Annotated in this window: 26 protein-coding genes; 24 read left to right on the top strand and 2 right to left on the bottom strand. The window is 45.1% G+C overall.

Annotation, left to right across the window (positions count from 1 at the left end; translation table 11 throughout):
- Positions 1-282 precede the first annotated feature (282 nt).
- Positions 283-852, top strand: coding sequence for a DMP19 family protein (locus tag J2X75_RS00740; RefSeq protein ID WP_310333687.1), 570 nt, complete (start codon positions 283-285; stop codon positions 850-852).
- 64 nt (positions 853-916) lie between these two features.
- Positions 917-1,201, top strand: coding sequence for a hypothetical protein (locus J2X75_RS00745; RefSeq protein ID WP_310333688.1), 285 nt, complete (start codon positions 917-919; stop codon positions 1,199-1,201).
- A 98-nt stretch (positions 1,202-1,299) separates the two neighbouring features.
- Here the strand turns inward: J2X75_RS00745 and J2X75_RS00750 are convergent, their stop codons facing one another.
- Positions 1,300-2,073 carry a sporulation protein gene (locus J2X75_RS00750; protein WP_124113621.1) on the bottom strand — a complete coding sequence of 258 codons (774 nt, stop codon included), beginning with the start codon at positions 2,071-2,073 and terminating at the stop codon, positions 1,300-1,302.
- Between the two features lie 185 nt (positions 2,074-2,258).
- On the opposite strand from J2X75_RS00750, the gene J2X75_RS00755 reads away from it, so the two are divergent.
- The 21 genes from J2X75_RS00755 (at position 2,259) to J2X75_RS00855 (ending at position 22,583) form a co-directional block, all read left to right on the top strand.
- A complete protein-coding gene (locus tag J2X75_RS00755; RefSeq protein ID WP_310333691.1) occupies positions 2,259-2,699 on the top strand; it encodes a hypothetical protein in 441 nt (146 codons plus the stop codon).
- 21 nt (positions 2,700-2,720) lie between these two features.
- Positions 2,721-3,260, top strand: a complete 540-nt coding sequence (locus J2X75_RS00760) for a hypothetical protein (RefSeq protein WP_310333692.1) — start codon at positions 2,721-2,723, stop codon at positions 3,258-3,260.
- A 5-nt stretch (positions 3,261-3,265) separates the two neighbouring features.
- Positions 3,266-3,808: a GNAT family N-acetyltransferase gene (locus tag J2X75_RS00765; protein ID WP_310333694.1), complete on the top strand. Its 543-nt coding sequence runs from the start codon at positions 3,266-3,268 to the stop codon at positions 3,806-3,808.
- Between the two features lie 45 nt (positions 3,809-3,853).
- Positions 3,854-4,378 carry a YfiT family bacillithiol transferase gene (locus J2X75_RS00770; RefSeq protein ID WP_310333696.1) on the top strand — a complete coding sequence of 175 codons (525 nt, stop codon included), beginning with the start codon at positions 3,854-3,856 and terminating at the stop codon, positions 4,376-4,378.
- A gap of 34 nt (positions 4,379-4,412) precedes the next feature.
- Positions 4,413-4,928, top strand: a complete 516-nt coding sequence (locus J2X75_RS00775; protein ID WP_310333697.1) for a GNAT family N-acetyltransferase — start codon at positions 4,413-4,415, stop codon at positions 4,926-4,928.
- Positions 4,929-5,059: 131 nt separating this feature from the next.
- Entirely contained in the window at positions 5,060-5,443 is a 384-nt protein-coding gene (locus J2X75_RS00780; protein ID WP_310333700.1) for a VOC family protein, read from the top strand.
- 193 nt (positions 5,444-5,636) lie between these two features.
- Positions 5,637-6,383 carry a class I SAM-dependent methyltransferase gene (locus tag J2X75_RS00785; protein WP_310333701.1) on the top strand — a complete coding sequence of 249 codons (747 nt, stop codon included), beginning with the start codon at positions 5,637-5,639 and terminating at the stop codon, positions 6,381-6,383.
- Between the two features lie 47 nt (positions 6,384-6,430).
- Positions 6,431-7,195 carry an SDR family NAD(P)-dependent oxidoreductase gene (locus J2X75_RS00790; RefSeq protein ID WP_310333704.1) on the top strand — a complete coding sequence of 255 codons (765 nt, stop codon included), beginning with the start codon at positions 6,431-6,433 and terminating at the stop codon, positions 7,193-7,195.
- Between the two features lie 186 nt (positions 7,196-7,381).
- A complete protein-coding gene (locus J2X75_RS00795) occupies positions 7,382-8,071 on the top strand; it encodes a response regulator transcription factor (protein ID WP_310333706.1) in 690 nt (229 codons plus the stop codon).
- Positions 8,068-9,072, top strand: a complete 1,005-nt coding sequence (locus tag J2X75_RS00800) for a sensor histidine kinase (protein ID WP_124113629.1) — start codon at positions 8,068-8,070, stop codon at positions 9,070-9,072. Before J2X75_RS00795 ends, J2X75_RS00800 begins: the two co-directional genes overlap by 4 nt.
- A gap of 116 nt (positions 9,073-9,188) precedes the next feature.
- The gene (locus J2X75_RS00805; RefSeq protein ID WP_310333708.1) at positions 9,189-9,944 is read left to right on the top strand and encodes an ABC transporter ATP-binding protein; all 756 of its coding nucleotides are present in this window, start codon (positions 9,189-9,191) and stop codon (positions 9,942-9,944) included.
- Positions 9,941-11,866, top strand: a complete 1,926-nt coding sequence (locus J2X75_RS00810) for an FtsX-like permease family protein (protein WP_310333710.1) — start codon at positions 9,941-9,943, stop codon at positions 11,864-11,866. Before J2X75_RS00805 ends, J2X75_RS00810 begins: the two co-directional genes overlap by 4 nt.
- 199 nt (positions 11,867-12,065) lie before the next feature.
- The gene (locus tag J2X75_RS00815) at positions 12,066-12,611 is read left to right on the top strand and encodes a ClbS/DfsB family four-helix bundle protein (RefSeq protein WP_310333712.1); all 546 of its coding nucleotides are present in this window, start codon (positions 12,066-12,068) and stop codon (positions 12,609-12,611) included.
- Complete coding sequence (gene pgsA, locus J2X75_RS00820) at positions 12,611-13,150, top strand: CDP-diacylglycerol--glycerol-3-phosphate 3-phosphatidyltransferase (protein WP_310333713.1); 540 nt, start codon at positions 12,611-12,613, stop codon at positions 13,148-13,150. The genes J2X75_RS00815 and pgsA overlap by 1 nt, the downstream gene beginning before the upstream one ends.
- Positions 13,151-13,347: 197 nt before the next feature.
- A complete protein-coding gene (locus tag J2X75_RS00825; protein WP_310333715.1) occupies positions 13,348-16,017 on the top strand; it encodes a winged helix-turn-helix domain-containing protein in 2,670 nt (889 codons plus the stop codon).
- A gap of 136 nt (positions 16,018-16,153) precedes the next feature.
- On the top strand, positions 16,154-18,169 hold the full coding sequence (locus J2X75_RS00830; protein ID WP_310333717.1) for an S-layer homology domain-containing protein: 2,016 nt from the start codon (positions 16,154-16,156) through the stop codon (positions 18,167-18,169).
- A 157-nt stretch (positions 18,170-18,326) separates the two neighbouring features.
- The gene (locus J2X75_RS00835) at positions 18,327-18,752 is read left to right on the top strand and encodes a GNAT family N-acetyltransferase (RefSeq protein WP_310333720.1); all 426 of its coding nucleotides are present in this window, start codon (positions 18,327-18,329) and stop codon (positions 18,750-18,752) included.
- A 40-nt stretch (positions 18,753-18,792) separates the two neighbouring features.
- Positions 18,793-19,227, top strand: coding sequence for a GNAT family N-acetyltransferase (locus J2X75_RS00840; protein WP_310333722.1), 435 nt, complete (start codon positions 18,793-18,795; stop codon positions 19,225-19,227).
- A gap of 108 nt (positions 19,228-19,335) precedes the next feature.
- Positions 19,336-19,758, top strand: a complete 423-nt coding sequence (locus J2X75_RS00845; protein WP_076252533.1) for a hypothetical protein — start codon at positions 19,336-19,338, stop codon at positions 19,756-19,758.
- Positions 19,759-19,935: 177 nt separating this feature from the next.
- Entirely contained in the window at positions 19,936-21,156 is a 1,221-nt protein-coding gene (locus J2X75_RS00850) for an RtcB family protein (protein WP_310333728.1), read from the top strand.
- A gap of 248 nt (positions 21,157-21,404) precedes the next feature.
- The gene (locus tag J2X75_RS00855) at positions 21,405-22,583 is read left to right on the top strand and encodes a DUF4272 domain-containing protein (RefSeq protein ID WP_310333730.1); all 1,179 of its coding nucleotides are present in this window, start codon (positions 21,405-21,407) and stop codon (positions 22,581-22,583) included.
- Positions 22,584-22,731: 148 nt separating this feature from the next.
- Here the strand turns inward: J2X75_RS00855 and J2X75_RS00860 are convergent, their stop codons facing one another.
- Positions 22,732-23,772: a LacI family DNA-binding transcriptional regulator gene (locus J2X75_RS00860; RefSeq protein ID WP_310333732.1), complete on the bottom strand. Its 1,041-nt coding sequence runs from the start codon at positions 23,770-23,772 to the stop codon at positions 22,732-22,734.
- Between the two features lie 528 nt (positions 23,773-24,300).
- On the opposite strand from J2X75_RS00860, the gene J2X75_RS00865 reads away from it, so the two are divergent.
- Positions 24,301-25,680, top strand: a complete 1,380-nt coding sequence (locus tag J2X75_RS00865) for an ABC transporter substrate-binding protein (protein WP_310336612.1) — start codon at positions 24,301-24,303, stop codon at positions 25,678-25,680.
- Positions 25,681-25,792: the final 112 nt, after the last annotated feature.

Below are 25,792 nucleotides of genomic sequence, written 5' to 3' on the forward strand. Positions count from 1 at the left end.
GAACATGTAAACTTCCATAAGTTCAACTTGTATAGCGTATTCTGCTATGATGTAATAACGTGTCGGCGTAGTTGAACTTGAAATTTACACGAAACGGAGAGGGCAGAAACAAACTGAAGAAGCGGAGCGTTCGCCTTTATCACCGGATTTTCCCCTTTAATAAAGGGATTGAAAAAATCTATCGATAACAGCGATCGGAAGTTTATTCTGACCGCGTAGTGGTCCAGTGTAAAAACATTCGTTCAAACTATTCAGACAGAGAGATACAGGAGGCAGAGAAAGATGAACAAGTTACAAGAAGAATTGCAGGAGTTGTTACCACTCGATCAGCTTGAAGAGATGTCAGGTGAAGAAGTGGTGGGCAGTGTTGCCATGGACCTTTATCGGGCTGACTTTGCGACGATTCGAGAAAGTGGGCAGGAACTTCCGCAAGTATTGCGAGATATCATTCTGATCATCGATCTGGATACCGAGCTGTCCATGAACGGGATTACCGGTTTCCTTGAGAATGCCAGCGGGCAGTATCTGGGTGAGACGATAACAGCTATGGAGCGGATCGGCAATGATGCAGATGCCGTGATCCTGAAGAAAATAGAGCAGATGTTGTCCGAAAGCGGCGTAACTCACGGTCAATTACGAGATAATGTGAATGGCCTGTCCGAAGATGACATCACGACAAGCCTGCAAACACACGGGGAACAGATTCATGAGGTATTACAGCAGATTGAACTGGAAGCCGCGAATCTGAGCATGCAATCGGATAACGAAGAAAGCTTTGACCTGCTGTATCAATATGTGGATGCAAATAAAGATCGTCTAAAACAGGAGATGAAGCACTTCTTGTCTAATTGATTGGGAAGAGACTTCGTATAGAGCAATCCTTCACAACCATAATTAAGGAGGCAAAATGAAAAGCATGAACAAACGATTAGCGATGGAATCCGTTCTGGTTACCTTGTTATTCATCATCGGTTTTGCAGCTTGGAATGTCGTCCAAGGCATGATTATGACCATGAATTACGTACCTGATCTGACAAACACCGCTTCTTCGGGTACCCCATTGCAATCCAAGATTGCTTTTGGAACCATTGTTCGGTGGGATACAACATCCATAATCATGGCTGTTGCCGGATTCGTTTTGCTCGCCGCAGTATATTACGGTCTTCGATTAGGAATGCAACGCTGGACACAGCGTTCTTGAAGTATTGTCTTGTGAAACTGAACCAACCAAAAAATTGTCCTCCATCAGACGACTCATCTGATAGAGGACGGTTTTTTTTCGTTTAAACAAACTATAGATTAAATATGTTTGGAAATGATTTCTTCCAGTCCTTGAGCGACAGAATGCGCCCCTCGCGCCAGATGTCTTTCATATAGATGCAGGCGGACAAAACTTTCATCCGTACCCATGGCTTCGGAGAATATTCCACTGAGCCCACGAGCGCGGCGGTCGATCTGTAATAGCAGTTCCAGCGAATCACCCATCGGATAGAACAGCACTTCCAACTCATCCAGATGCCCACGGAATTTGTTTGTTGGTACAAATTCAAATTCCTGTACAAATGGCAGATTGCCGCCCAGCTTTGGTGCATAGTCATTGGTGACTTCACGTAGTTTGAAACCAAGGATATCAATTGCATCGAGCACGGTGTTCATGTCTTTGCTAGGAACAACATGCAGTCTGTCCCGGTCTGAGGGGTCTACAGCACTTGAAATATCGAGGCCCGTCTCTACCCATACCTCTGCACGATGCAGTGTAATTGGCAGATTTTCTGGCAGGTCAAATGAGAAGTCTTTCTCCAATTTGGCTCCAGGCTGTAATGTGAAACCTTCGGTGAGCAGATATTTGGCTATAACGGCTGTTTCTTTTACTTTGCGATCATCGCGCTCCCGTATGTAATGGGTTTTGATTGAAAGATAGATTCGATCTACGTTCTGTTCCACATCTCCACCTTCAATGTACACAACCCCTGAGATGATTCCTCCAGGTGTGACCTCTGGTGTATGCAATTCCGTATTTACTTTGGCTGCTCCAACACCTACACTGGCTAACATTTTCTTGAAAAATGACATGCGCTCAACCTCCGGATTAGATGGTTTATTATATGGGGTTACATATGACTTCGACCTTAATACGGAAGCTGGAAGAGAAGCGTTTCATATTTTAGAAAAGATATATCGCATATCCAAACAGGAGAATCGACTTACCTATGTCGAATGTTTAAATAAAGGGATTTTTTGTCAGGAGATGAAGCCGAGTGAACACAGAATTTTCAGAACAGAAATATGGTGAAACGGGTGTCAAAACCAGCTTCGAGCAGATGGAGAACGGGGAACAGAAATATAAAATGATAGCAGAAGATGGTAGTTATTATTGTAGAACCGTTGCCTCTTCCCGGGGAGCATGGCAAAACAGTCATGTACATATCAATTTAACGGAGTTTTATGTGGTGCAAACCGGATGGATTGCGTATGCCAGTTATGGAGACGATCAGATGCTTTCAATTCGAGTGATGGATGCAGGAGAGCACAGCATTGTCCAACCTGGAATCCACCATAATATATACATGTCTGCACATAGCGCGATACATACAATCAAACATGGATTGAATACCTCCAGTGATTGGACGGCATCACCTGAGTTGGATAGGTTAACTCAATCTTTAACAGAGAAGGAGCTGCTCCAGAAGTATGATTAACCAGACGGGAGGATCAGACCGATGCGTAAAAGTACAATATTTTGGATTACGGGAATAACGATAATCCTCTTGGTGACTCTGCTCATATACAGCTATGTTATTCCAAGTGTGAGTGCCCAGGATGTTGTGATGGCAGGCACAATAAGGCAGATTGATACGGACGCAGTTGAGGTAGAGTTAGAGATAACAAGAAAAAGAGAAGACAAGGATCAACATATGGTGTATCCCGTTGTTCCTGGATGGGAAGAGGTGACATTCGCTGAAGAACAAGATGATGCGTGGTACATGCCTTCGTCTGTTGGCAGCTCCTATCTTGATCAAGTCATTCTGGAAAAGTATCTGAAGGCGCAGGGGAAAACCATGAAATCAGCTGATAATCTGATAGGATTTGCGATACCTAATGAGATAGGGAGCTACAAGTTGCGGTTAACGCTCAGATCTTTGGATGGAACGACTCAGCCGCTTGAGAATCCCATGGTGTATTATGTTCACAACGAGCATTTGTTAGGAAAGGATCTGAGTTGGGTTACGGGTGAGAATCTGGAGATTAATAAGGAGTAATCAGAATGAGAAATGTATATGAATCGAATGAAATCACCGTACGTTTCCTGGAGGTTGAAGATGAACACCATCTGGTGAAGTGGTTGACTGACCCGGCAGTTCTTCAATACTATGAAGGCCGTGATCGGCCGCATGATCTGGATAGGGTAAGAGAGCATTTTTACAATCAGAAAGATGATGCTACTCGTTGTATCGTTGAGTATGGAGGACATCCGATTGGATACATTCAGTTCTATAAGCTTGAGGAAGAAGAACGAACGGAGTATGGTTACGGATACACGGATGAGATCATCTATGGAACAGATCAGTTTATTGGAGAGGTAGATTACTGGAATAAAGGTATAGGCACACAGTTGGTGCAATCCATGCTGGCCTATCTGATTCATGAAAAACAAGCCTGTAAAGTGGTGATGGACCCTCAATCCTGGAACTTGCGAGCGATATCCTGTTATGAGAAATGTGGTTTTCAAAGGATTAAGCTGTTGGAGAAACATGAGCAGCATGAAGGACAGATGAGAGACTGCTGGCTCATGGAATATGCTCGTTAGAATATTAAAAGTTATTTTCATCATACAAACAAGGAGGAATAATGGATGGATGAACGATTTCCAATAGGACCATTTGTACACACAGGTGAAGTTACCTTGGCACAGCGGGAGAAGTGGATTCAGGACATTGCTGAGTTGCCTGAACGTGCACGAGAAGCGGTAAAGGGACTAAGTGAAGAGCAATTAAGTCTGCCGTATCGAGAAGGTGGATGGATGCTCAAACAGGTCATTCACCACATGGCAGACAGCCATATGAACAGTATGATTCGTTTCAAGTTGGCACTGACAGAGGATACACCAACGATTCGGCCTTATTATGAAGAGCGCTGGGCTGAATTGAGTGATTCAAGAGACCTGGATGTTGAATTCTCACTTCAGATTCTGGATGCCCTCCATCGTCGTTGGGTGTTTCTGTTAAACGCGTTGACAGATGCAGATTATGCCAAACAATTCTATCATCCCTCATCACAAGAAACGACGAGACTGGATTATAATCTGGGCATGTATGCTTGGCATGGCAAACACCATGTTGCTCAGATCACATCGCTTCGAGATCGACTGGGGATATAGCAAGGAGAGATATCTTATTAAGGAGAATTCATTAATGAATGTACATATCAGATTATTAAATGAGAGTGATCCTGTAATCATATCAAAGGCGTTTCAGGAGCAGGGGTGGGGGAGATTCGCTGAGCAGTATCTTCATTACTTGGCTGAACAACAGAATGGGGATCGCGTAACCTTGGTAGCCGAGTTGAATGGAGAATTTGCCGGATACGTGAATGTATTGTGGTATTCCAACTACCCGTCTTTCAGGGAACAAGGCATTCCCGAAATTAACGATTTCAATGTGCTGGTGAAGTTCCAGCGCCAAGGTATTGGTTCACGGTTGATGGACCGAGCAGAGGAAGTTATTTCGGAACGAACGGATGTAGCAGGCATTGGTGTAGGTGTGTTCTCCGATTATGGCAAAGCGCAAGTTCTATATGCCCATCGCGGGTACATACCAGACGGTCACGGTGTACACAAACATGATCATTACATTCAGCCGGGTGAAGAAACGATTATGGACGACGATGTTGTACTTTATCTTACGAAGAAGTTAAAAGGCACGCAATAAGTCTAATGTGTAGTTAGTACTTGCAAAGAAAGATGATAAAAAAAGCTGTTCTGCATGTTATACTCTATTGGAATTTGAGGAATGATAAGCAGAATATTGAGAGATTAGATGATCAGAGGAGTGAATGATCCATGTTTAGCAAAGTCGGCCAGATTATGTTGTATGTCAACAATCAAGATGAATCACTGGCATTTTGGACGGAAGTAGCGGGGTTCCACATTGTGGATGAAGTAAACCTTGAAGGAGGCATGAGATGGATTGAGATTGCGCCTACCCCAGATTCGCAGACGAGCATTATCCTCCATGACAAAGAGTTCGTCGAACGGATGTCGGCGGGTGTAAATCTGGGCACACCTTCGTTAATGTTCTTCACCGAAAATCTGGATCAGTTATATGCCGACTTGTCTGGTAAACATGTAACGGTGGGAGAGATTGTCGAGATGCCCACCGGACGTGTCTTCAACTTTGCTGATAACGAAGGAAATTACTTTGCAGTCTTGGAACGGGCGAAGTAAATTACAACTCAAAACTGCTACGATTGTAAGCGATCGACATCCATGTCGGTCGTTTTTTTTGTTGGAAAAAGCTTATGTTTTGGAGTAGAAAAACGCAAGAAAAATAGAGAACTGCTGGGTAAAAATGTTATAATAGAGTGTGGCTGATTTAACGAAAATGACGAGGAATGAATAGTCGAAAATGAAGGTTTGGATGGAGCATTTAAGGAGGAATGTGGTTGTGGAAAAGACGATTAAAAGTGTACAGGATCTATATGATATGCTCGATGCGGACTTCAGATCTGCCAAGCAGTTTTGGGAGCCTTTCTATGAGGATCGGAACAGACCCATCCCCTTTTTTCCAAACAAACCGGATGAGAATCTGGTAGCGCATGTAAACGCAGGTGTGCTGAGCGGCGGCAAGGCACTGGAACTGGGGTGTGGCCCGGGCAGAAATGCGTTGTATTTAACCCGCCAGGGATATCAGGTAGATGCTTATGATCTTTCCGAGACAGCGATTGCCTGGGCTAAAGAGAGGGCGGCAGAAGAGCAACTGGACGTGCACTTTGAATGTCGCTCCGTGTTCGAACTGGCTCCAGAGCAAGAATATGATCTTGTCTACGACTCGGGTTGTCTACATCATCTGTTACCACATCAGCGGATTCCCTACATAGAGATGATTCACCAAGCGCTCAAGCCCGGAGGATACTTTGGAATGACTTGTTTTGCTCCTGGTTTTGGCGATATTGGTGGGCCTGAGATCGTTATGAATGATTGGCAGGTGTATCAAGAGAAGTCGATGCGAGGTGGTCTTGCGTTCACGGAGGAGAAGCTTCGCTACATGCTGAAAGATGGCTTTGAATGTGTGGAGTTCCGTGCAATGAAGGCGATGGAGCAGCATGAACCATGTTTTGGTGTACCTTTTCTGTGGGCCACGTTGTGGAGAAAGAAAAACTCGTAAGAGTAGGGGAATTACATGCATTGAAAATAGAGGAGGATGGTATCAGAATGGGAACGCAAACAGGAAGAAGACACTTTATCATTACAGGCACTTCCAAAGGGATCGGTTTACAACTTGCAGAGTTATTATTGGCTAAGGGGGATTACGTTTACGGTATTTCACGCGGGCGTTCAGATCTCTTGGAATCAGGCGAGAAATGGATCGGGCGTTACCGCCATGTTCAGTACGACTTAGCCGATCTGACAGGGATTGATGATTTGGTTACACGTGTGTTGGACGAGATTCTGCCTCAGGATGCCGATTGCATTGGACTCATTAATAATGCAGCGATGCTGGAGCCTCTAAGACCTATAGACCAATGCAGTGCGGCAGAGATTAGTCAAAGTCTCAACATCAGTCTTGCAGCGCCAATGATATTGAGTTCATCTTTTATTCAACAAACCAATCACCTATCCGCCAGACGTAAAATTGTTAATCTCTCATCGGGTTCGGGAAGTTATCCCGCGCCTTCAATGGCAGTGTACTGTACATCCAAGGCAGGCATGAACATGTTCACCCAATGCGTATCTTTGGAGCAAACCGGTCAACAGAACCCTGTTGAGATTATTGCTTTTGATCCGGGGATGGTCGATACGGAATTGCAGGCTGTTGCACGAGGCAAAAGTGCAGAGGAGTTCGCCCTTGCAGGTATGTTCAATCAAGTATATGAAGCAGGACAATTAAGATCGCCACGAGACGTAGCGATGCAGTTGATCGAGAGGATCGACGAACACAGTGATGCAAGTCATGTTATACACACTATTGAGAATTAATAGGATATACGTATTTCGGGCTCGTTTTCTTTACGAAGTATGAATACCTTTTGATATAAGCCCAACTTCCCTGTACACTGGAATCAGCGATCGGAAATACGATTCATACCCGTAAAGGTAATCCTGCAACAACGGAGTCTAATGACTTATTCAACCTTAGAAGATCAGAAACGTAGGTGAAGTCTCTTGTTTAAAATTATGCTCATTGAAGACGACGATTCGTTATTCAATGAAATCAAGGAACGTTTGTCCCAGTGGTCGTATGACGTGTATGGTGTGCAGGATTTTGGCAAGGTATTGCAGGAGTACAGCGTAATTCAGCCGCAACTGGTCATTATTGATATTCAGTTACCTCAATATGACGGGTTTCATTGGTGCCGGATCATTCGTTCGCACTCCAATGTGCCGATTATTTTTTTGTCCTCACGGGATCATCCTGCGGATATGGTCATGTCCATGCATTTGGGTGCAGATGATTTTATCCAGAAGCCTTTTCACTTCGATGTATTGATTGCCAAGATCCAAGCGACTTTGCGGAGGGTGTACAACTATAATACAGAGCATACTGAACTCCGAACCTGGCGCGGTGCTGCTATTGAATATGTGAAAAATACGTTGACCTGCGGGGATGAATCTGTCCTGTTGACCAAAAATGAGATGTTCATCCTTAAAGTGCTGGTCGAGCACAAAAATCAGATTGTTACTCGTGAGGACCTCATCCGGAGTTTGTGGGATCATGAGCATTTTGTGAGTGACAATACGCTGACGGTTAACGTTAATCGGTTAAGGAAGAAACTTGAACCCATCGGTTTGGAGCGTTACATTGAAACCAAAGTAGGTCAGGGGTACATGGCAACGGAAGAGGCAGAAGCATGATCGGAAAGTACATACGAGAAAGGGCTAGTTGGTTATGGCTACTGGTAAGCATGCAACTTATTATTTTATTGGTGGCCTACCTTGACTCGTCCATTCCATTCCAATCTGTGGTGTATATCGTAGGATTGAATGTGGTGGTATGTCTTGTTTTTATCTGGGCGAGATACCTGAAAGAGACCCGTTTCTATAAAAAATTGAGCATCTGGGATCATACCTATGATCTAAGAGAACTCGATATCGCCGAAAGTCCATATGAGCAGATTGTACATGAGGCCGTCAGTTCCCAGACACAGCGGTATCGTAAGGAGTCGTCACATCATTTTATCGCTCTGGAACAGGAGAAGGACGAGATGTTGTCCTGGATTCATGAGGTGAAGACCCCACTGACAGCGTTGCAACTGATGATCGAGCGCTTGCCAGATGACAAGTTACAGAGCCAAATGACATATGAATGGTTACGAATTCATCAGTTACTGGATCAGCAGCTTCATCAGAAGCGTATTCCGTTTATGCATAATGATCTGTTCATCGAAGAGACGGAACTTGAACCGGTATTGAATAGCGAGATACGAGCACTGAAATCGTGGTGCATTTCCAAAGGCATTGGCTTTGATGTGTCTTTAATGGTATCGCGTGTGCTCACAGACAGCAAATGGTTAGGTTTCATCCTCCGGCAGTTGTTGAGCAATGCGGTGAAATATAGCGATTCATCGGACATCCTCATTGAAAGTCGGGAACAAGATGGACACATCATACTCATGATTCAGGATCACGGGCGAGGGATTGAGACTCAAGATCTGCCGCGTATATTTGATAAAGGATTTACATCCACCCGAGGCAGAATGGATGGAGCGGCTACCGGAATGGGGCTGTATCTGGTTCGTCAAGTGGTCCAGACGCTTCATATGAACATTCATGTAGAATCTTCTCTTGGCGAGGGCACAACCGTCACACTTACTTTTCCGCGAAAAAACGACATGGTGCATCTTGCAGGCGTGTGACAACAATGTCACATGCTTTTTGGTTTTGTTCGGTGAATCACACGATAACACTGCACATTCCGCCTATGATATAGACATGAGCATTTTGCAGAAGATCTAAGAGGAGTGAGTGGGATATGTGGATACTGGAAGCCAAAAAAATTCATAAAGTCTATGGTAATAAACTGAATAAACAGGAAGTGCTGAAGGGGATTGATCTTGGGGTAAGCAAGGGAGAGTTTGTAGGTATTATGGGGCCTTCGGGTTCAGGCAAAACGACACTGCTTAACGTACTTTCCTCCATTGATCGGGTGAGCCAGGGCACGATTGATATTGAGGGCAAGGAATTCACCGGAATGAAGGAGAAACAGCTGGCTGAGTTCCGCAAACATCATCTGGGCTTTATTTTTCAGGAATATAATCTTCTGGATACCCTTACGGTAAAGGAAAATGTATTATTGCCGCTCTCGATCACGAGCATTCCAAAACAGGAGGCACACCGGAAGTTTGAACAGATTGCCCGTGAACTGGGAATCTACGAGTTGAAAGACAAGTATCCATCTGAGATTTCAGGGGGTCAGAAACAGCGGACTTCGGCAGCACGAGCATTTGTCCACGAGCCGAGTATCATTTTTGCGGATGAGCCGACAGGAGCGCTGGATTCCAAGTCCGCTTCGGATCTGCTCGGCAAGTTAAGTGATATGAACAGCGCACGAAAAGCGACTATTATTATGGTTACCCATGATCCGGTTGCCGCAAGTTATTGCAGCAGAGTGATCTTTATTCGAGACGGTCAGATCTACACCCTGTTGAATAAAGGAGACGAGTCACGGCAATCGTTCTTCAACGATATTATCAAAACCCAGGGCGTATTGGGTGGTGTGCAGCAATGAGCTTGAATTATATTATCTTCCGTAATCTCAGGAAAAATCTGAAGAATTATTATCTCTATGTTTTTGCGCTTGTGTTCAGTGTGGCCTTATATTTTTCCTTTGTGACGTTACAGTATGATCCTTCCATGGATGAGGTAGCTGCTTCAACGAAAGGTGCGGCGGCTATAGGCGCATCTTCGGTACTGTTAATCGTCATTGTCGGTATCTTTTTGCTCTATGCCAATACGATCTTTATCAAGCGGCGTAGCAAAGAAATTGGATTATTTCAATTGATCGGACTGACGAAAGGCAGAATTTTTGGTATTTTGAGTGCGGAGAACAGTATCCTTTATTTTGGCTCCATGGCCATCGGTGTGTTGATTGGGTTCCTTGCGTCCAAGCTTGTATTGATGATATTGTTCAAAATTCTCAGTGTGGACGCGATTACGAGACTGTACTTCTCTCCGATGGCACTGATGCAAACGGTGATTGTCTTTACGATAATGTATTTGCTCATCATGCTGATGAACTACACTTTTATCAAGAGACAGAGCATTCTCTCACTCTTTCGCGTGTCGGCTACTTCGGAGCAGCAGGTGCAGAAGATGTCTGTCGGACAGATGATTGTTGGTGTCTTGGGCATTGCTCTGATTGTGTATGGATACTTCATGTCTGCACGGCTGTTCAGCGGTGAGGCAATGGATATGCAGCAGTTGATGTATACAATGATCCTGATTCTCTTCTCCGTCATACTGGGCACATACCTGTTCTATAAGGGTTCGGTAAGTTTTATTTTTAATCTGATTCGCAAAAGCAAAAACGGCTACCTTACCATTCATGAGGTGTTGTCTTTATCTTCAATCATGTTCCGCATGAAATCCAACGCATTGCTGCTTACGATTATTACAACCGTGTCGGCGCTTGCTATTGGCATGCTGTCGCTCAGTTACATTTCGTATTATTCGGCAGAGGCGCAGGCCAAGGAAAGTTTGCCGGAGGATTTCTCTTTTGCTCAGGTTGAGGTGAAAAATCGCTTTGTAACGGAGTTGGAACACAAACAGATTCCATATGAAGAGAAACACAGACAGCCCATTTACATTGAAATTGATGCTCATGAAGTGATGGATGAGTCCATGACGGAACAGTACCTGTTCAGTAGTGTGTTGAGTGACGACATGGTAGATAACATTGATCTGCAACCAGGCGAAGTGGTCTTCATGGGATATGGAAATGCCATTCAACAGTTAATTTCCATTCAGGAGAAAGGTCCAATCGTCTTGCACGGGTTGAAACATAGGCTGGCACAACAACTGATCGGAACAACCAAACATGGAGTCCTTCCCGCATACTATACTGGGGGCACGCCTGTAGCGGTCGTGGATGAGACGGTATATCAGCAACTGAAGCAGGACATCGATCCCGAGCTGCAGAAAGCCGAGTGGGCTGACTACTATGGTGTACGTATTGTGAACGAGGGGCAGGCTGAAGAGGCATATGCCGTATATAAGGAGCAGCAGTTGGAAGCACCGAGTTTCTCCCAGATAGAGTTCAGAAATAACCAACGTAACACGATGGGCCTAATTATGTTCATTGTTGGATTCCTTGGTTTGACGTTCTTGATCACATCGGGATGTATCCTGTACTTTAAACAAATGAATGAGAGTGAAGAGGAGAAGGGCAATTATACCATTCTGCGCAAACTTGGATTTACACAAAGCAATCTGTTGCGTGGCATTCAGATCAAGCAGTTGTTTAACTTTGGTATTCCGCTTGTGGTGGGGTTAAGTCATAGTTACTTTGCCGTGAAATCAGGTTGGTTTTTCTTTGGTACGGAGCTGGCGACACCAACGGTCATTGTCATGATACTCTATACATTGTTATATTCGATTTTTGGTCTGTTGTCTGTGTGGTACTATAAACGGGTGATTAAGGAAGCTTTGTAGAATTGGGATCAGGAGTATGCTGATATAGCAAAATAGGTTGAGTAAAGGGCAGCTGTAATGATTACAGATTGCCCTTTTTTCTTGCAGAAATGAATAGAGCAAATTGAAAAAAAGGATGATTATGGAATTGGGTCGAAATGATGATAGAGTCCTTGCTTCTGATTCATGTAAAACGGTGAAACGAGGGGAGTGGAGTAGCGTGCCTGGAATTTTATATGCCTCGAAGAAAGAATTAAGTGAGACGATTCGAAGCACCTATGAATTGTTTGAGGGTGAATTCAATGGCATCCATGACAGTGATAAAGATAAGTGGGTTGACGGTATGGATAAGACCCCATCCCAGATGATCGCCTACCAGTTAGGATGGATGAACCTGGTGATGGACTGGGAGCGCAATGAACAGTTGGGACTTGAAAGTCATATGCCGGCACCAGGATATAAATGGAACCAATTGGGGTCGTTAAATGAATCGTTTTACGAAAAATATTCAAGTTATACGCTGGAGGAGCTGCGCTCTTTGTTTCGGGAGACAGAACAACAGTGGCAGAATTGGATTGACTCACTGAGTGAAGAGGAATTATTTGTACAAGGGATGAGACAGTGGACGGGTACCAAGCCCGGATGGGCTATGGTGAAGTGGATCCAGATCAATTCGGTAGCTCCTTTTAAATCGTTTCGGACCCGAATTCGTAAATGGAAAAAAGGTCAGTTAGCCAACATGGATGAGGGGAGTGGAGATATCTAATGAACCTGGCAAATAAAATCACGTTGGCTAGAATCGCGTTGATTCCATTGTTTATGATCTGTTTTTTCAATCAGCATAGCTTGATGTTTGCACTAATTATTTTTGCGGTAGCGGCAGGTACGGATAAATTAGATGGATATGTGGCAAGAAAATATAATCAGATCACGAATCTGGGAAAGTTGCTTGATCCACTGGCGGATAAACTGTTGATTGCGGTAGCGCTGGTCATGATGGTTCAGGAGAATATGATCAGTTCATGGATTGCAGTAATCATTATAGGACGTGAGATTGTCATTACTGCATTACGAATGGTAGCCACAGAACAGGGTATTGCTCTTGCAGCCGATCGGTATGGAAAAATCAAAATGGTGCTTCAGGTGGCAGCGATCATTGCCATTTTGTTGAACAATGTTCGGTTTAGTTTGCTGACTGAGGTGCGAGTTGATGTAATTTTATTGTGGCTGGCAGCAGGAGTTACGCTGTTATCGGGATTGAATTATATTCTAGTAAACTATAAGTTGCTACAGACAGGAAGATAGAAAGCGTCGATTGGATCATGGCTTCACAGCGCAAATGGTACCCTGCAATCAATTCAACGTGCAGGGTTTGTTTGTCGTTTGTTTCTGTTCAAAAATATGTGGGGCATAGTCATGGTTCCTTGTATACTTAGAGTATCTGAATGTACATATAATGAATCGGAAAAAAGTGCACCATGGTGCTGATTCGGGAGGATCTCATGCAACAGGAACATACCGCTGGTCTCCACGGGGACTGGCTTCAATTTATGATTTTGACAACCAAACTGGAACTTCCACCCTTACCAGCAGATACAATGGACCGTCCACGGCTAAGTTTGCAACGCAAAGAATTGTTCCAATCCAAAGTCACTTTGTTGACTGCCCCGGCGGGTTCAGGAAAATCAACACTGTTGGGCAGCTGGGTGAGAAGTGAAGCTGTTCAAGCAGCCTGTGTCTGCCTGGATGATAAAGATCAGGACCCGCTTCAGTTTTGGCTCTACATTATTCATGCACTGAATCGAGTGATTAAGGAACTCTGCGGTGATGTACTGCCACATTTTTTGCAACGGTACCCGATAGACCCCAGGTCAGCATTGATAGTATTGTTGAACCGTGTTGCCCAGACCAATCAACATACGCTGCTTATTCTGGATGACTATCATGCAGTAACCCAGCCGGAGATTCATGAACAGATGCAATACTTTATTGAAAATCTCCCCCTATCCATTCATCTAGTCCTGTCTAGTCGAACATATCCTCCATTCAAGCTTGAAAAGCTGCGTCTGAGAGGTGAATTGAAGCAATTTACGCTTCTGGAACTGGCATTTACGCCAGAAGAGGGCATTGAATTTTGCCAACAGATTATGCAATTGGATATTGCCGGGGGAGATGCGCGTGGTTGGGTACAGCAGACGGAGGGGTGGGCTGCCGGATTGAAGCTGCTTGCTTTATCTCACGCATGGGGTGGAAACGCGTTGGTCAGCCCTATGAGTTCGGTATCGTCACCTCTCTCACGTGAAGATCATGGACCTACTGGCGAGAGGACGATTTCAGATTACATGCTTGAGGAGGTATTCCAGCGTCAGTCACCGGAAATGCAGCAATTTCTGCTCAGGACAGCGATCACGAGAAGAATGAACAGCAGTTTATGTCAGGTATTAAGTGATATGCAGGAAGCTCCACAATTGTTAAGGCAACTGGAGAAGGAACATCTTTTTCTTGTTCCACTTGATCGGGAAGCGCACTGGTATCGTTATCATCATTTGTTCTCTGCATTTCTAAAGCGTGAACTGGATCGTTGTGGTACTGAACAAGTAAATGAATTACATGCTCTTGCTGCACTTTGGTATGAACAACGGGGATACCCGGCAGAAGCGTTGGATCATTATATTCTCGGTCAGCACATGCAGGATGCAGCGAGACTGCTGGAAGAGTTGTTTGCCCATTTTATTATGGGAGAGTGGTGGACGCTCCGGCGATACTTTGATGTTGTGCCACTGGAGATCGTGAAATCACGTCCCAAATTATATATGTCTTACCTGTTCCTTGTTGCGCGTGAAATGCCTTATGGACAGATGGTGAAGCAGCTTGATGAACTGGAACAAGTGATCCGGGTGCATCTTCAAGGGCAGTTGGAACCTGAGATCATCGGTTATTTGTTGCAAGTTATATGTGTGATGCGAGCATACATGGCCTATTTGAATAGAGATTTAGATGGGCTGGCTCATTATTTGGTGTCCTACATTGATCAGGGCTATCCTGATGATATTGCCTTTCAGTATATGGACTATGATCGGAGAGAGAGTATGCGCCTGCGCAGCTTCCATGGCGTTAATGGCTACTTGAGGCGTGGGGAAGCTTGCTTCGGAGCGATTACGGAACGTTGGTATGCTGAACATGCCTACGTAACGTCCTACTATGGTGTTGGATATGGTGAGATTTTAATGGAGCAAAATCAAATCGCAGAAGCGATCAAATATGTGGACCGAGCGCTTGAAGTGGCTTTGCAGATCAAGGTGGCTGCGTTGCTCGTTCCAGCTTATGTACTCAAAGCCAGACTTGAACTTACACTGGGTCGACCTGAGGAAGGCTTGAAACTGCTTCAGCAGGTCTCAGGTTTATTATCTGGGAAGGATATGGACTACTGGCTGCCATCACTGAAAGCACATCAATACCGAATTTTAATTGAAATGAGTCCGGTGGAATCGGCCCACACTATTCTGGCTAAGCCTTCAAACGAAGGAGATGTGGCTGCTGAGATCAGCTGTGATCAGATCTTCCGTTCCATGGTTCGCATACGTGCGATGATCATCCTTGAGCAGTATGATTATGCACGAGAGGAACTGAGACGACTCCGTAAACAGGCTGAAGAACGGGACTTGCTTGCTGAACAGGTAGAGTGTGCTCTGTTAGAGTCAATCATGCTGCAAAAGCAGGGATTCACAGATGCCAGTGTTGTGGCGTTATCCCGTGCTCTGGTGCTGGGAGGACCCGAAGGGTATATTCGTTCATTTGTTGCTGAAGGTGAACAGATGAAGCAGTTGCTAGAGGAATATCTCTATCTGCGTCGTACGAAGGCGATACACGATGATGGTGTGAAAATGGTTTATGTGAAGCAGTTATTATCTGCTTTTGCAAGAGACAAACGATTGAGAGGCCTCTCATCTGCAGGAGAGGCCAAGCTGGATACAAAGGAAGTGGGCCTCAGCCCGATGGAACAAAAAATATTTGGTCACATCGCTGAGGGCCTGACCAGCAAACAGATTGCTGCCGAGTTTGGCATCTCACCCGGAACTGTTAATACCCACATTCGCCGAGTGTTTGCAAAGCTGGGTGCGAGTAGTCGTACCCATGCTGTACAAATCGCGGAGCAGCGGGGATTATTATAATTTTGTGAAACTGTGTCTACTCTTTTGTAGACTGTTTTCAAGCTAAGGTCTCTCCTACAATGAAGATAATTAAATAACGCTGACGAGTCTTTGCTGACACCAGGGTTTATGTTCATGTGGGAGGTAACGTTAAAAGATGTCAACACGAATATCCAAACGAAAAGTTCATACGAAAAATAAGATCCGTAAAGTCTCGCCTTGTTTGGCAGCCCTTCTGTCTTTATCCGTCATTTCTGTTCCCGGGACCGTGCATGCAGCATCCGATGCAGTAAACATTCGTGACTTGCAGCAAGCAGCACCTTGGGCCAAGCAAGCCATTGAAAGGGCTGCCGAACAACAGATGATTCTGGCAGACAAAGCAGGGAATTTCAACCCGAGCGCAACGTTAACAAGAGGGGATCTTGCTTACACGCTGGCTCAACTATTGGAATTGAACGTGCTGTCGTCCGTCCAGCTTCCAGATCAGTTATTCAGGGATCTGGATCGTAATGCTGAGAATGGTTCCTATATTCGTGCACTTCAATTAGCTGGAATTATGAATGGTTATCCGGATGGTACGTTTCGTCCTGCCGGTCTGGTAACAAGGGAAGAGCTGGCAACGACAATTATCCGTGCTCTGAAGGCTAAAGGATATGATGAAACAATAAATTTGACCAAAGAGTTGTCATTTAAGGATACTTCCGACATTAGTGCCTGGGCTTTGCCAAGTGTACAACAGGCTGTTGAGTTGGGAATCTTGAAAGGGGACAATGGAAACTTTGCGCCGAAACGTTCTACTTCCAGACAGGAAATGGCCGTGATCGCATTACGCGCAACTGAAGTCATTCAAGCTCTTGGTGAAGCTGCGAGTCAAGGGGGCACCAATTCGGAATCCAATCCTGATGAGCCAGGAAAGGTAACTGAGGTGCAGGGTACAACTTCAGGCGGCAATAACGCAGGGAACGGTATAGGAAACGCAAACGGTAATTCCGGGGCGACACCAGGGAATGAAAATGGAAATGGAAGCACGGGTGGAGGAGGTGGATCTACGCCAACTACTCCGACGAATCCTTCCACTCCGTCCAATCCAGGTACGGGGAACAGGGCGCCACTGGTTATTAGTGGCGGTTTGCCTGATCAGGAAGTTACACTTGATCATGCCGCATTGGACTTGAACGTCTCGACGTATTTTAGTGATCCAGATGGTGATGAATTGCAATTCAGTATCATAACCGGAGATGCAACCATTGTTTCCTCTACTGTCGTAGAAAAAGTGATTCGACTTGTTCCACAGGCTGCTGGAGAAACAACGCTGACGATCAAAGCTGTTGATGTTCGGGGCGCAAGTGTCACGGCACAACTCAAGGTTAAGGTACAGGCCAATACGATAAGTCGCCAATTCCCTGATCCACATTTGGCTGGAGCTATTGCTTATTGGTTGCAAAAGGATGTGGATGATCCACTGACCAAAGATGAATTGGTGGAAGCACTCATTCAGACCAATGGAGGGTTGTATGCGAGAAATGCGGGTATTTCCGATCTGACAGGAGTCGAGATATTCAAAGGATTGAATGTAACCGAAATTGATCTGTCAGGAAACGCCATAAGCAAAGCGGATGCCTCTGGGTTCGATAGACTGAATTGGCTTGATTTATCCGGTAACGAACTGACGCAAATTAATGTGACAGGGCTGGACTCCCTGCAAAAACTAGATCTGAACAGTAATGAGCTTGTTCATTTACCCGTTGGAATTGCTGAATTGTCTGATCTGCAATACTTGGATGTGAGTAACAATTCCATAACCCTGAGAGAAGAGCCTGACTTCACACTGCATCACACGTTGCTGCAACGTTTGGATATGTATGTTTTTGATGATGCTCCCCCTGTACTGGTGGAGGCACCTGCGGGTAATATCGCTTATGTTCATGGAGATGAGATTGAGATCGACCTGTCCTTTATGTTTGAAGATGAAGATGACGTTAGATCAACTCTCACACTACAGGCTGACTCTCCTGATCCACAATTGGCAGATGTCAGAATGGATGGACAGAAACTATACGTTACTGCACTGGGGACGAGTAGTGAGCCTATTCGGATTGAGGTGAAGGTTACGGACCCTCTGGGCAAAGTTTGTGTAGGTCACGTGTACGTTGATCTGAGGGAAATAGAGTAGCGCATTTTAAAACAGCATATGTGGACAAATGCAAGTTACATCAACGTGCCTTCCACTATGGAAGGTGCGTTGTTTTTATTTTGTATGGGAAAATTTTATGTTAAAATATGCAAGAAATGAATGAGGCTGTGAGTAATGACGATAGGGGGAGAAGAGGATGTCCCGAATAAATATCAATCCAAGTACTTCAGAGGATTCAGAGTATGTTCGCGAGCAACTTATCGCATTTAATGCTGCACATGTGAGCGAGGAATTAAGGCATCGTTACGAAGAATTGAATTTCAATATCAAAAATGAGACCGGCGAGATTGTTGCAGGTGTGCTTAGTACACTTTGCTGGAACTGGCTGGAGGTTGATATTCTTTGGGTGGATTCTGAACAACGGCATCGGGGATATGGTTCACAGTTGTTGCTTGAAGTTGAGCGAATGGCGCGAGAGAAATCTTGTGATTTTGTCATGTTGAATACTTTCTCCTATCAAGCACCGGAATTTTACAAGAAACATGGCTACCAATTAATCACAACGATCGAGAATGCACCGACTGGACACAGTCATTATTATTTTAAGAAGGACCTCACTTAAGACAAAGCGTGCGAAATAGGACAAAATCAGGAGGGTTATCATGGTTACCATTAAAGGAATCGAACTTGAAGATTTACAGGCACTAAGCCAACTATACAATGAGTTGATGGGAATGCCTACCAATGAACAGCAGATGAAAAAGATGTTTCATTACATACAGCAGAATGGCCATTATCATGTGCTTGGGGCATTCTACAATGGCAAACTGGTTGGGTCCGTTATGGGGATTGAGTGTATGGATCTGGTAGGGCCATGCAAACCGTTCATGGTTGTGGAAAATGTGATTGTATCGGATCAGGTACGCAGGCAGGGCATTGGGCAGAGATTAATGCTCCAGATTGAGCGGATTGCAAAAGATATGGGTTGTGATTACATGATTCTGGTGTCTGGCGATCAGCGTAAGGAAGCACATATATTTTATGAGAAGCTGGGTTTCAAGGATGAGAAGGTTCAGGGTTACCGTAAGCATCTTTAACAGACAGTTCAAGAGAGAATTTCTTACACAAGTGGAAGGATTACTTAAGGAACATGGCGAATAAGGCATAGTCTTAACAAAAGAAACGAATAAGAGGGAGGCACTCTCGTGTTCAAAAAATGGGCTAATGTTTTCATGGTTCTGAGCCTGGTATTCGCCGTATGTTCCCCAACCTCCTATGCTGCTGCCAAAACGGTTAAGGTAACCGTTACGCTGGTGAGCGCAGAACTTGTCGAGAATAACTCTGTCGGTAATGAGTGGGCCATCGGAGCAAGTGTGAACGGCAAAGATCTGGAGGAGGGTTCGTCAGTCACTTTAAACCTGAAATCCACGGGTACATTGAAACTGGAGGCCATCGCCGAAGAACAGGACAAAATTCCCGATTACGGGGATAAAAGCGCCAACGTCAAACTATCTTCGTTCTCCAAATCAACCAACAAGACACTTTCCGTGGTGGTGACCGAGAACAGAGGCCGATATTCTGGTAACACAGCGACTTGGGCGTTCAAGTTTAAGATTAGCAAGAAGTGAATAGGAACCAACCGTGAGAAAAGGGAGCTGAGCTCTCTTTTTTTATGCGTAAATAATTGGTGATCTAAAGTAAGGCGACGTTTCGAGCCACGCTAATCTTTGTTAAACTAATGAGAACAACAGTATAGAAATAAAAGATGTATTTTCAAAAAAAGTACATAGGAGGTTAACACAATCATGCGGATCGTAGATAACATTAAAGTCTGGGGGGAGCCGCTGGAGAACGCCGTAAGTCAGGCGGTGACTTGCTCGCAATATGGAGATGTACTGGGTGTGGCTCTGATGGCCGACCATCACAAAGGTTACTCGCAACCCATCGGTGGTGTTGTTGCTTATCGGAATATGATCAGTCCGTCAGGTGTCGGATATGATATCGCCTGTGGCAACAAAGCTGTGCGCACAAATCTGATGTGGGATGATATTCGGGATCAGATTGTAGCTGTTATGGATGACATCAATTCGACCATATCTTTCGGCGTGGGTCGCAACAATCCAACACCCGTGGATCATGAACTGTTCGACGACGCGAGCTGGAAGCTGTTTGATACCATTGAGCCGGGATTACAACATAAGCTGAAGACACTCGCACGCAACCAACTCGGAACCGTAGGCAGTGGAAATCATTTCGTGGATATTTTTGTAGAAGAGGCAACGGGAAAAGTGTGGATCGCAAATCATTTTGGCAGCCGCGGGTTTGGTCACAAAGTGGCCAGTGGGTTCCTTAACCTTGCCGCAGGGCGTCAGTTCAGTGGCAAAGCGCCGGGCGAATCGATGGATCAACCGCCTACGTTGTTTGACCTGAACAGCGAAATGGGTGATATGTATTGGGATGGAATGACTTTGGCGGGCCGATACGCCTATGCAGGACGTGATTATGTCATTGAACAGGTGCTTGGAATTCTTGGGGCAAGTGCTGAATACGCCGTTCATAATCATCACAACTTTGCCTGGAAAGAACAACACATGGGTGAAGAGGTAGTTGTGGTCCGCAAAGGTGCAACGCCATTGGCACCCGGGCAACTCGGTTTTGTCGGAGGCAGTATGGGGGATATCTCGGTAATCGTGGAAGGGATCCACAGCGAGGAGAATACCGAGTCATTCCGTAGCACCGTACATGGGGCAGGGCGCACGATGAGCCGGACCCAGGCGGCTGGCAAAATGAATTACAAGCTGCGCACACGCATGGGCGGCGAGATTAGTGAAGCACAGATGCATGAGGCGATTCGTGCCTATGGTGTCGAGCTGCGGGGAGCGGGCACAGACGAAAGTCCGTTTGTGTACAAGAAACTGCAAGACGTACTGAACGCACATGCGAATACGCTGAAAATCAACCATGTGCTGCGTCCTGTTGGTGTCGCCATGGCCGGAGGTAATGAATTCGATCCGTATAAGGATTAGTCATATATGTTCAACTGAACATTTACACGATAACGGAGAGGGCAGAAATGACTTGAAGAAGCGGAGCGTTCGCCTAAAAGCTTTCTAAAGAAAGCTACATCGGAAGCATACGCTATCACTGGATTTCCCCTTTCAAAAAAAGTAATAAAAAAATCTGGGGATAACAGCGATCGGAAAGTTATTCTGCCATCGGAGTGCCAGTGTAAATATTCATTAGTTGAACTATATATAGAGAGAGGGTGAACTTCATGAGAAATTGTGCGATATATAGCTCTCAGTTTGACCTGGATCAGCTGTTTGAAGTGATTCAATCCATTTATCCTGAGGGTACGATTAAACGCCGGGAAGACAAGACCCATATTCAAGTGACTCAGAAGAAGTGGCTCAGTAAGAAAACCAAAGGCTTTAATATCATGACCAGCCAGACACATCCTGAGGAATTTACGACAATGATTCAGGGGATGCTTGGATTTTTGAGTCAGATTAAAGGGCGCAATGCTTCGCTCCAGGAAAAGGTATTGATCAAATGTTCCACACTCAATATGGTGATTGGTATTGAGACGGAAGAGGATATTTCGGAAGAATTCTTCGGCGAGTTATTACGATTGGCTGATGCTCTGGATGCTATTATCTTCTGGGGAGGTGGATCTCTGCTGAATGCACAAGGCCAGCTATTGCTGGATGTGAATGGAGAATCTGAGGTAGAGGATTACACGGTGACAGCGCACACCAGTTTCCTTGACGGTAACAGACCCCAGGCGGAGTCTGGCATTCAACGTAAAGCGCGTTCAGAGCAACGGTTGACTGAACAAGGCATTCCGTATAATGCGAACTTGCCCGCAAGGGCCGGAGACGAGCACACCACGATTCGGAGTAAAGAGGAAGTTGCGCGCCGTGCGGTTGCCCTATGTCTTGCCGCGCTTAAGGGTGAGTGTCTGGGAGCAGGCGAAAGTGCGGATGATACCTCAGCACTGGTTCAGGAAGTGATTGACAAGTATGAGGCTGAATCCTTTTTCTCACCCGTAGAGAAGAGGTTTATCGACCAGCACGGAGCAGAGCAGCAGGAGATCATCTCCTTCTCTTGGGGATATGAAGCGTACCACGTAATGTTGTGGGCGCTTGGTTATGTGAAGGAATTGGGTGCACCAGTGGAGTTATGTAACGTAGGGAAGGATGTCGGTTATTTGCAACAGAAGGATAGCTTTACCGACTTTCTCTCCGATGCATCTCTGCGTAACAAGAGCGAGATTCTGGATGAAGCAGATCTAATATACCGTTATAACTGGGTGTGTGTCGATAGTCGTGTGAATGATAAAACACCTCCCGCTGGACTGAATGGTGGAGTGGCTTATGAACGTCACCGTGCATTGAACTGGTTGATCTGTTATCTGGATCAGGCGTGGGATGATGTGCGTACAGACACGTAGAACTGGATGATGTTACGGCCTAATGTAATAAACAATAAACATTACACAACATACAACAATCAAAATACCCCTATAGCCGCACGAATACGGTTAAAGGGGTGTTTGGCGTGCTGTTCTGTGTGGACATAATCTTTATCCATATATGCTTTTATCCACTATGCCTGCCGAACTGTTCACGAATAACGACGTCAGCAAGAATTAACTTTTTCTCGACGTTACTCTCTGGATTCGCAATGCGCCATAACATCTGATCCACTGCACGTGCACCGAGCAATTCCTTGTTCACATTGACTGTAGCCAGTAATGGGATATTGTCGTATAGATTATCAAATCCCGTGACAACACACTGATCGGGTACACGAATACCCATACTCTCAAGGGCTTCTATGGTGTATAGCCCATAGAAATCATTCGCACATACAAACACTTCAGGCAGGTTATCCTCATTGATCACCGAAGTGAACGTCTGGCGGAACTCATCCAATGCCTGATTACTTAGCTCAGGAATCTGATGTATTTCCATCCCATGGCCCATAAGCACAGAAGTGTATGCAATCCAGCGTTCATAGAAGCTATGAGCATCCCCGATATTGCCAACAAACTGGAATGTTTTGAAGCCCTTGCGGAGCAAATAGAGCATGATCTCCCGCATGGATGCAAAGTTATCGGTGAATATGCTGTCACTGTGAAAAACAGGGTCCAGGTGATCCACCATCACAACCGGAATACTGAGACGTTTGATTTCAAGCAGAATCGGGGTCGAAATAGAGCCAACGGTAATGATTCCACGAATGGCATCCGGGTTGAGCAGGGTAAATAGCTGGTCTGCTGAGGGTTCCGTCAAGGTCAGAATATTAATCCCTTTTTGGTTCAGCTTGGAAGAGATCCCGTTAAAGACGGGTCCCCAGTATACGGAGTCTTGATTTTGGTACCGAACATTGGGAAACAAAATCAAGATCGTTCCGCTTGAACGTGTGTTCTTTGGTTCCTGAGATTCATTGTTGTTATACAGTTCACCAGACAACATGCTGTTATCTTTGAAATATCCAAGCTTGCCAGCGGCCTTGAGAATGACATCCCTCGTTTGATCGCTAACTCCCGATTTTCCAGACAAAGCTCGTGACACCGCGAATTTCGACAAACCCGTAAAATGTGCAATCTCCTGAATTGTTACCTTTGTCTTCATCATACCATCCTTACACTCGTAGTTCTGCCGTATTCCTTATTTGGAGCGATATCCAACTGTTCCTAGTATAACATGATGTATTTCTCTTAATCTAATAACGGACAGAGAATTCAAAATGTTAGTGATGCACAGTATTTTAGGATGAACGTTCAACGTGACGGTAAGCATATTTTCAGATAGAATGACGAATTTTGTCTGTTAAATTATTATTTTGTTATTTTATAAAAATAACAAAATAAACAAAGTTATAATCATGTTTTAATAAGTTTGTACTTAGAATCCAGGAGATTGAATAAGCTGTGATACAGATAAATTACAGCTTTATCAGCATTTTATCAGAATAATTAGAAAATGTTAACAACAAAAATGTTGACGCTTACATTTTGCTGTGTTAAATTTTGTTTGTCAAAAACAAACAAGAAAATAACAAATGGTGGTGGTTGTTTATTTTCGATTGGTTGGTGAATGGGGTTAACGATTTAGGGTGAACCATGATTGGTATACACATTCGGGGAGGTTGTTAAAATCATGATGAGAAGATGGAATGTTCTACCTCTGATGTTATTGGCCGTGATGCTTTTTGTATCCGCTTGCAGTGGTGGGGGGACAGCGCAGACGGGGACCGAAGCAGAGGGAACAACGAACTCAGGTAACAGCACCGAAGTCGCTGAGACAGAGAAAGAGGGCGGAGCGGAAGAAGCTGTGGTTAATGTGCCTGATATGGGTGGGCGTGTCATTAAGGTTGCGGCCTGGTGGGACTTGAAACCAGCGGGAGAGACGGCCTCCGATAAGGCCAGACTCGATAAAATTGCAGAGGTCGAGAAGAAATACAACGTGAAACTGGAGTTTGTTAACGTACCTTTCGAAGAATACATGAACAAATTCACAACGTCTGCACTGGCTGGCGAACCGTTCGCCGACATCGTTCAGATGGAGTACAAATCCGCACTACCTGCCATCCTCAAAGGGCAACTATTGCCCATCTCCGAATTCACTACACCTGAGAATAACATCAACCAAGAGGCTAACCTGATTGCAAAATTCCCTGCCATTGCAGGCAACGAATACGCCTTCGAATCTCCAACCAGCATTGGTCTGGGACTTCACTATAACCGTGACTTGTTCAAAAAATTATCTTTGCCTGATCCTCAAGAATTGTATAACCAAGGTAAATGGGATTGGGACAAATTCATGGAACTTGCCAAACAGGCAACCAAAGATACCAATAACGACGGCAAAACTGACGTATACGGATTTTCTGGCTGGGCCCTTGATGTCGTTCGCCATTTTACCGCAGCCAATGGTGGAACGATCGTGGATGATACCAATAGCAAAGAAGGATTGTCCGATCCGAAAACGATTGAAGCTGCCGAATTCGTCAAACGCCTGTATAACGTGGAAAATGTCGTGAAGGTCAAAACCGGCGACAAAACCAATTGGGAGGAAAGCAATACGTTCAAGGATGGAGACGTAGCTCTGTTCACCGCTGCTGAATGGCAATTGGGCGATCTCACCTTTGCTGTTGGCGTTGTACCGATTCCGAATGGGCCACAGGGTAGCAAAGAGGTAACGTATGCAAACAACGCGGCATCGGCGAAGTTCATTCCAAAAGGTGTGGAGGATCCAAAGATCGTCTACCAAATCTATGAAGAGACCTTCGACATCCCGCAGATTGAAGAGTATCCAGGTCAGGATTATCTGGAAAGTCGTTATACCGACGAGAAGGATATCGCCATCATTCGCGAGCACATCGCCGGAACGGGCCGTATCTTGCTGGATGATGCCTACACAGGATACCCTTTTGGGGATTATGTGAACGATATCATCAAAAACAATGCTTCCGTGACGGCAACAGCCGAGAAATACAAAGCACAGGCACAAGCTGCCATTGATAAACTCGGTAAACAATAAGAACTTAACACCAGCAAGCGATTCAGGCAGGGGCTCGTGTCGGCAATGTTGCACGGAGCCCCTTTTCCTGAACCACCAAATCGGCATTGCTGGCATCAGCCTTGATGAGGAG

Origin of the sequence: Paenibacillus sp. 2003, assembly GCF_031455635.1 — a bacterium.
Classification (GTDB): domain Bacteria; phylum Bacillota; class Bacilli; order Paenibacillales; family Paenibacillaceae; genus Paenibacillus; species Paenibacillus amylolyticus_B.

What these genes read in the sequence shown, in the direction of transcription:
- J2X75_RS00805 (WP_310333708.1), top strand. Translation starts at nt 9,189, where the DNA reads ATGTGGATACTGGAAGCCAAAAAAATTCATAAAGTCTATGGTAATAAA.
- J2X75_RS00810 (WP_310333710.1), top strand. Translation starts at nt 9,941, where the DNA reads ATGAGCTTGAATTATATTATCTTCCGTAATCTCAGGAAAAATCTGAAG.
- J2X75_RS00775 (WP_310333697.1), top strand. Translation starts at nt 4,413, where the DNA reads ATGAATGTACATATCAGATTATTAAATGAGAGTGATCCTGTAATCATA.
- J2X75_RS00785 (WP_310333701.1), top strand. Translation starts at nt 5,637, where the DNA reads ATGGAGCATTTAAGGAGGAATGTGGTTGTGGAAAAGACGATTAAAAGT.
- J2X75_RS00840 (WP_310333722.1), top strand. Translation starts at nt 18,793, where the DNA reads ATGGTTACCATTAAAGGAATCGAACTTGAAGATTTACAGGCACTAAGC.
- J2X75_RS00750 (WP_124113621.1), bottom strand. Translation starts at nt 2,073, where the DNA reads ATGTCATTTTTCAAGAAAATGTTAGCCAGTGTAGGTGTTGGAGCAGCC.
- J2X75_RS00780 (WP_310333700.1), top strand. Translation starts at nt 5,060, where the DNA reads ATGTTTAGCAAAGTCGGCCAGATTATGTTGTATGTCAACAATCAAGAT.
- J2X75_RS00860 (WP_310333732.1), bottom strand. Translation starts at nt 23,772, where the DNA reads ATGATGAAGACAAAGGTAACAATTCAGGAGATTGCACATTTTACGGGT.
- J2X75_RS00835 (WP_310333720.1), top strand. Translation starts at nt 18,327, where the DNA reads ATGTCCCGAATAAATATCAATCCAAGTACTTCAGAGGATTCAGAGTAT.
- J2X75_RS00855 (WP_310333730.1), top strand. Translation starts at nt 21,405, where the DNA reads ATGAGAAATTGTGCGATATATAGCTCTCAGTTTGACCTGGATCAGCTG.
- J2X75_RS00790 (WP_310333704.1), top strand. Translation starts at nt 6,431, where the DNA reads ATGGGAACGCAAACAGGAAGAAGACACTTTATCATTACAGGCACTTCC.
- J2X75_RS00830 (WP_310333717.1), top strand. Translation starts at nt 16,154, where the DNA reads ATGTCAACACGAATATCCAAACGAAAAGTTCATACGAAAAATAAGATC.
- J2X75_RS00865 (WP_310336612.1), top strand. Translation starts at nt 24,301, where the DNA reads ATGAGAAGATGGAATGTTCTACCTCTGATGTTATTGGCCGTGATGCTT.
- pgsA (WP_310333713.1), top strand. Translation starts at nt 12,611, where the DNA reads ATGAACCTGGCAAATAAAATCACGTTGGCTAGAATCGCGTTGATTCCA.
- J2X75_RS00740 (WP_310333687.1), top strand. Translation starts at nt 283, where the DNA reads ATGAACAAGTTACAAGAAGAATTGCAGGAGTTGTTACCACTCGATCAG.
- J2X75_RS00765 (WP_310333694.1), top strand. Translation starts at nt 3,266, where the DNA reads ATGAGAAATGTATATGAATCGAATGAAATCACCGTACGTTTCCTGGAG.
- J2X75_RS00770 (WP_310333696.1), top strand. Translation starts at nt 3,854, where the DNA reads ATGGATGAACGATTTCCAATAGGACCATTTGTACACACAGGTGAAGTT.
- J2X75_RS00850 (WP_310333728.1), top strand. Translation starts at nt 19,936, where the DNA reads ATGCGGATCGTAGATAACATTAAAGTCTGGGGGGAGCCGCTGGAGAAC.
- J2X75_RS00745 (WP_310333688.1), top strand. Translation starts at nt 917, where the DNA reads ATGAACAAACGATTAGCGATGGAATCCGTTCTGGTTACCTTGTTATTC.
- J2X75_RS00825 (WP_310333715.1), top strand. Translation starts at nt 13,348, where the DNA reads ATGCAACAGGAACATACCGCTGGTCTCCACGGGGACTGGCTTCAATTT.
- J2X75_RS00800 (WP_124113629.1), top strand. Translation starts at nt 8,068, where the DNA reads ATGATCGGAAAGTACATACGAGAAAGGGCTAGTTGGTTATGGCTACTG.
- J2X75_RS00760 (WP_310333692.1), top strand. Translation starts at nt 2,721, where the DNA reads ATGCGTAAAAGTACAATATTTTGGATTACGGGAATAACGATAATCCTC.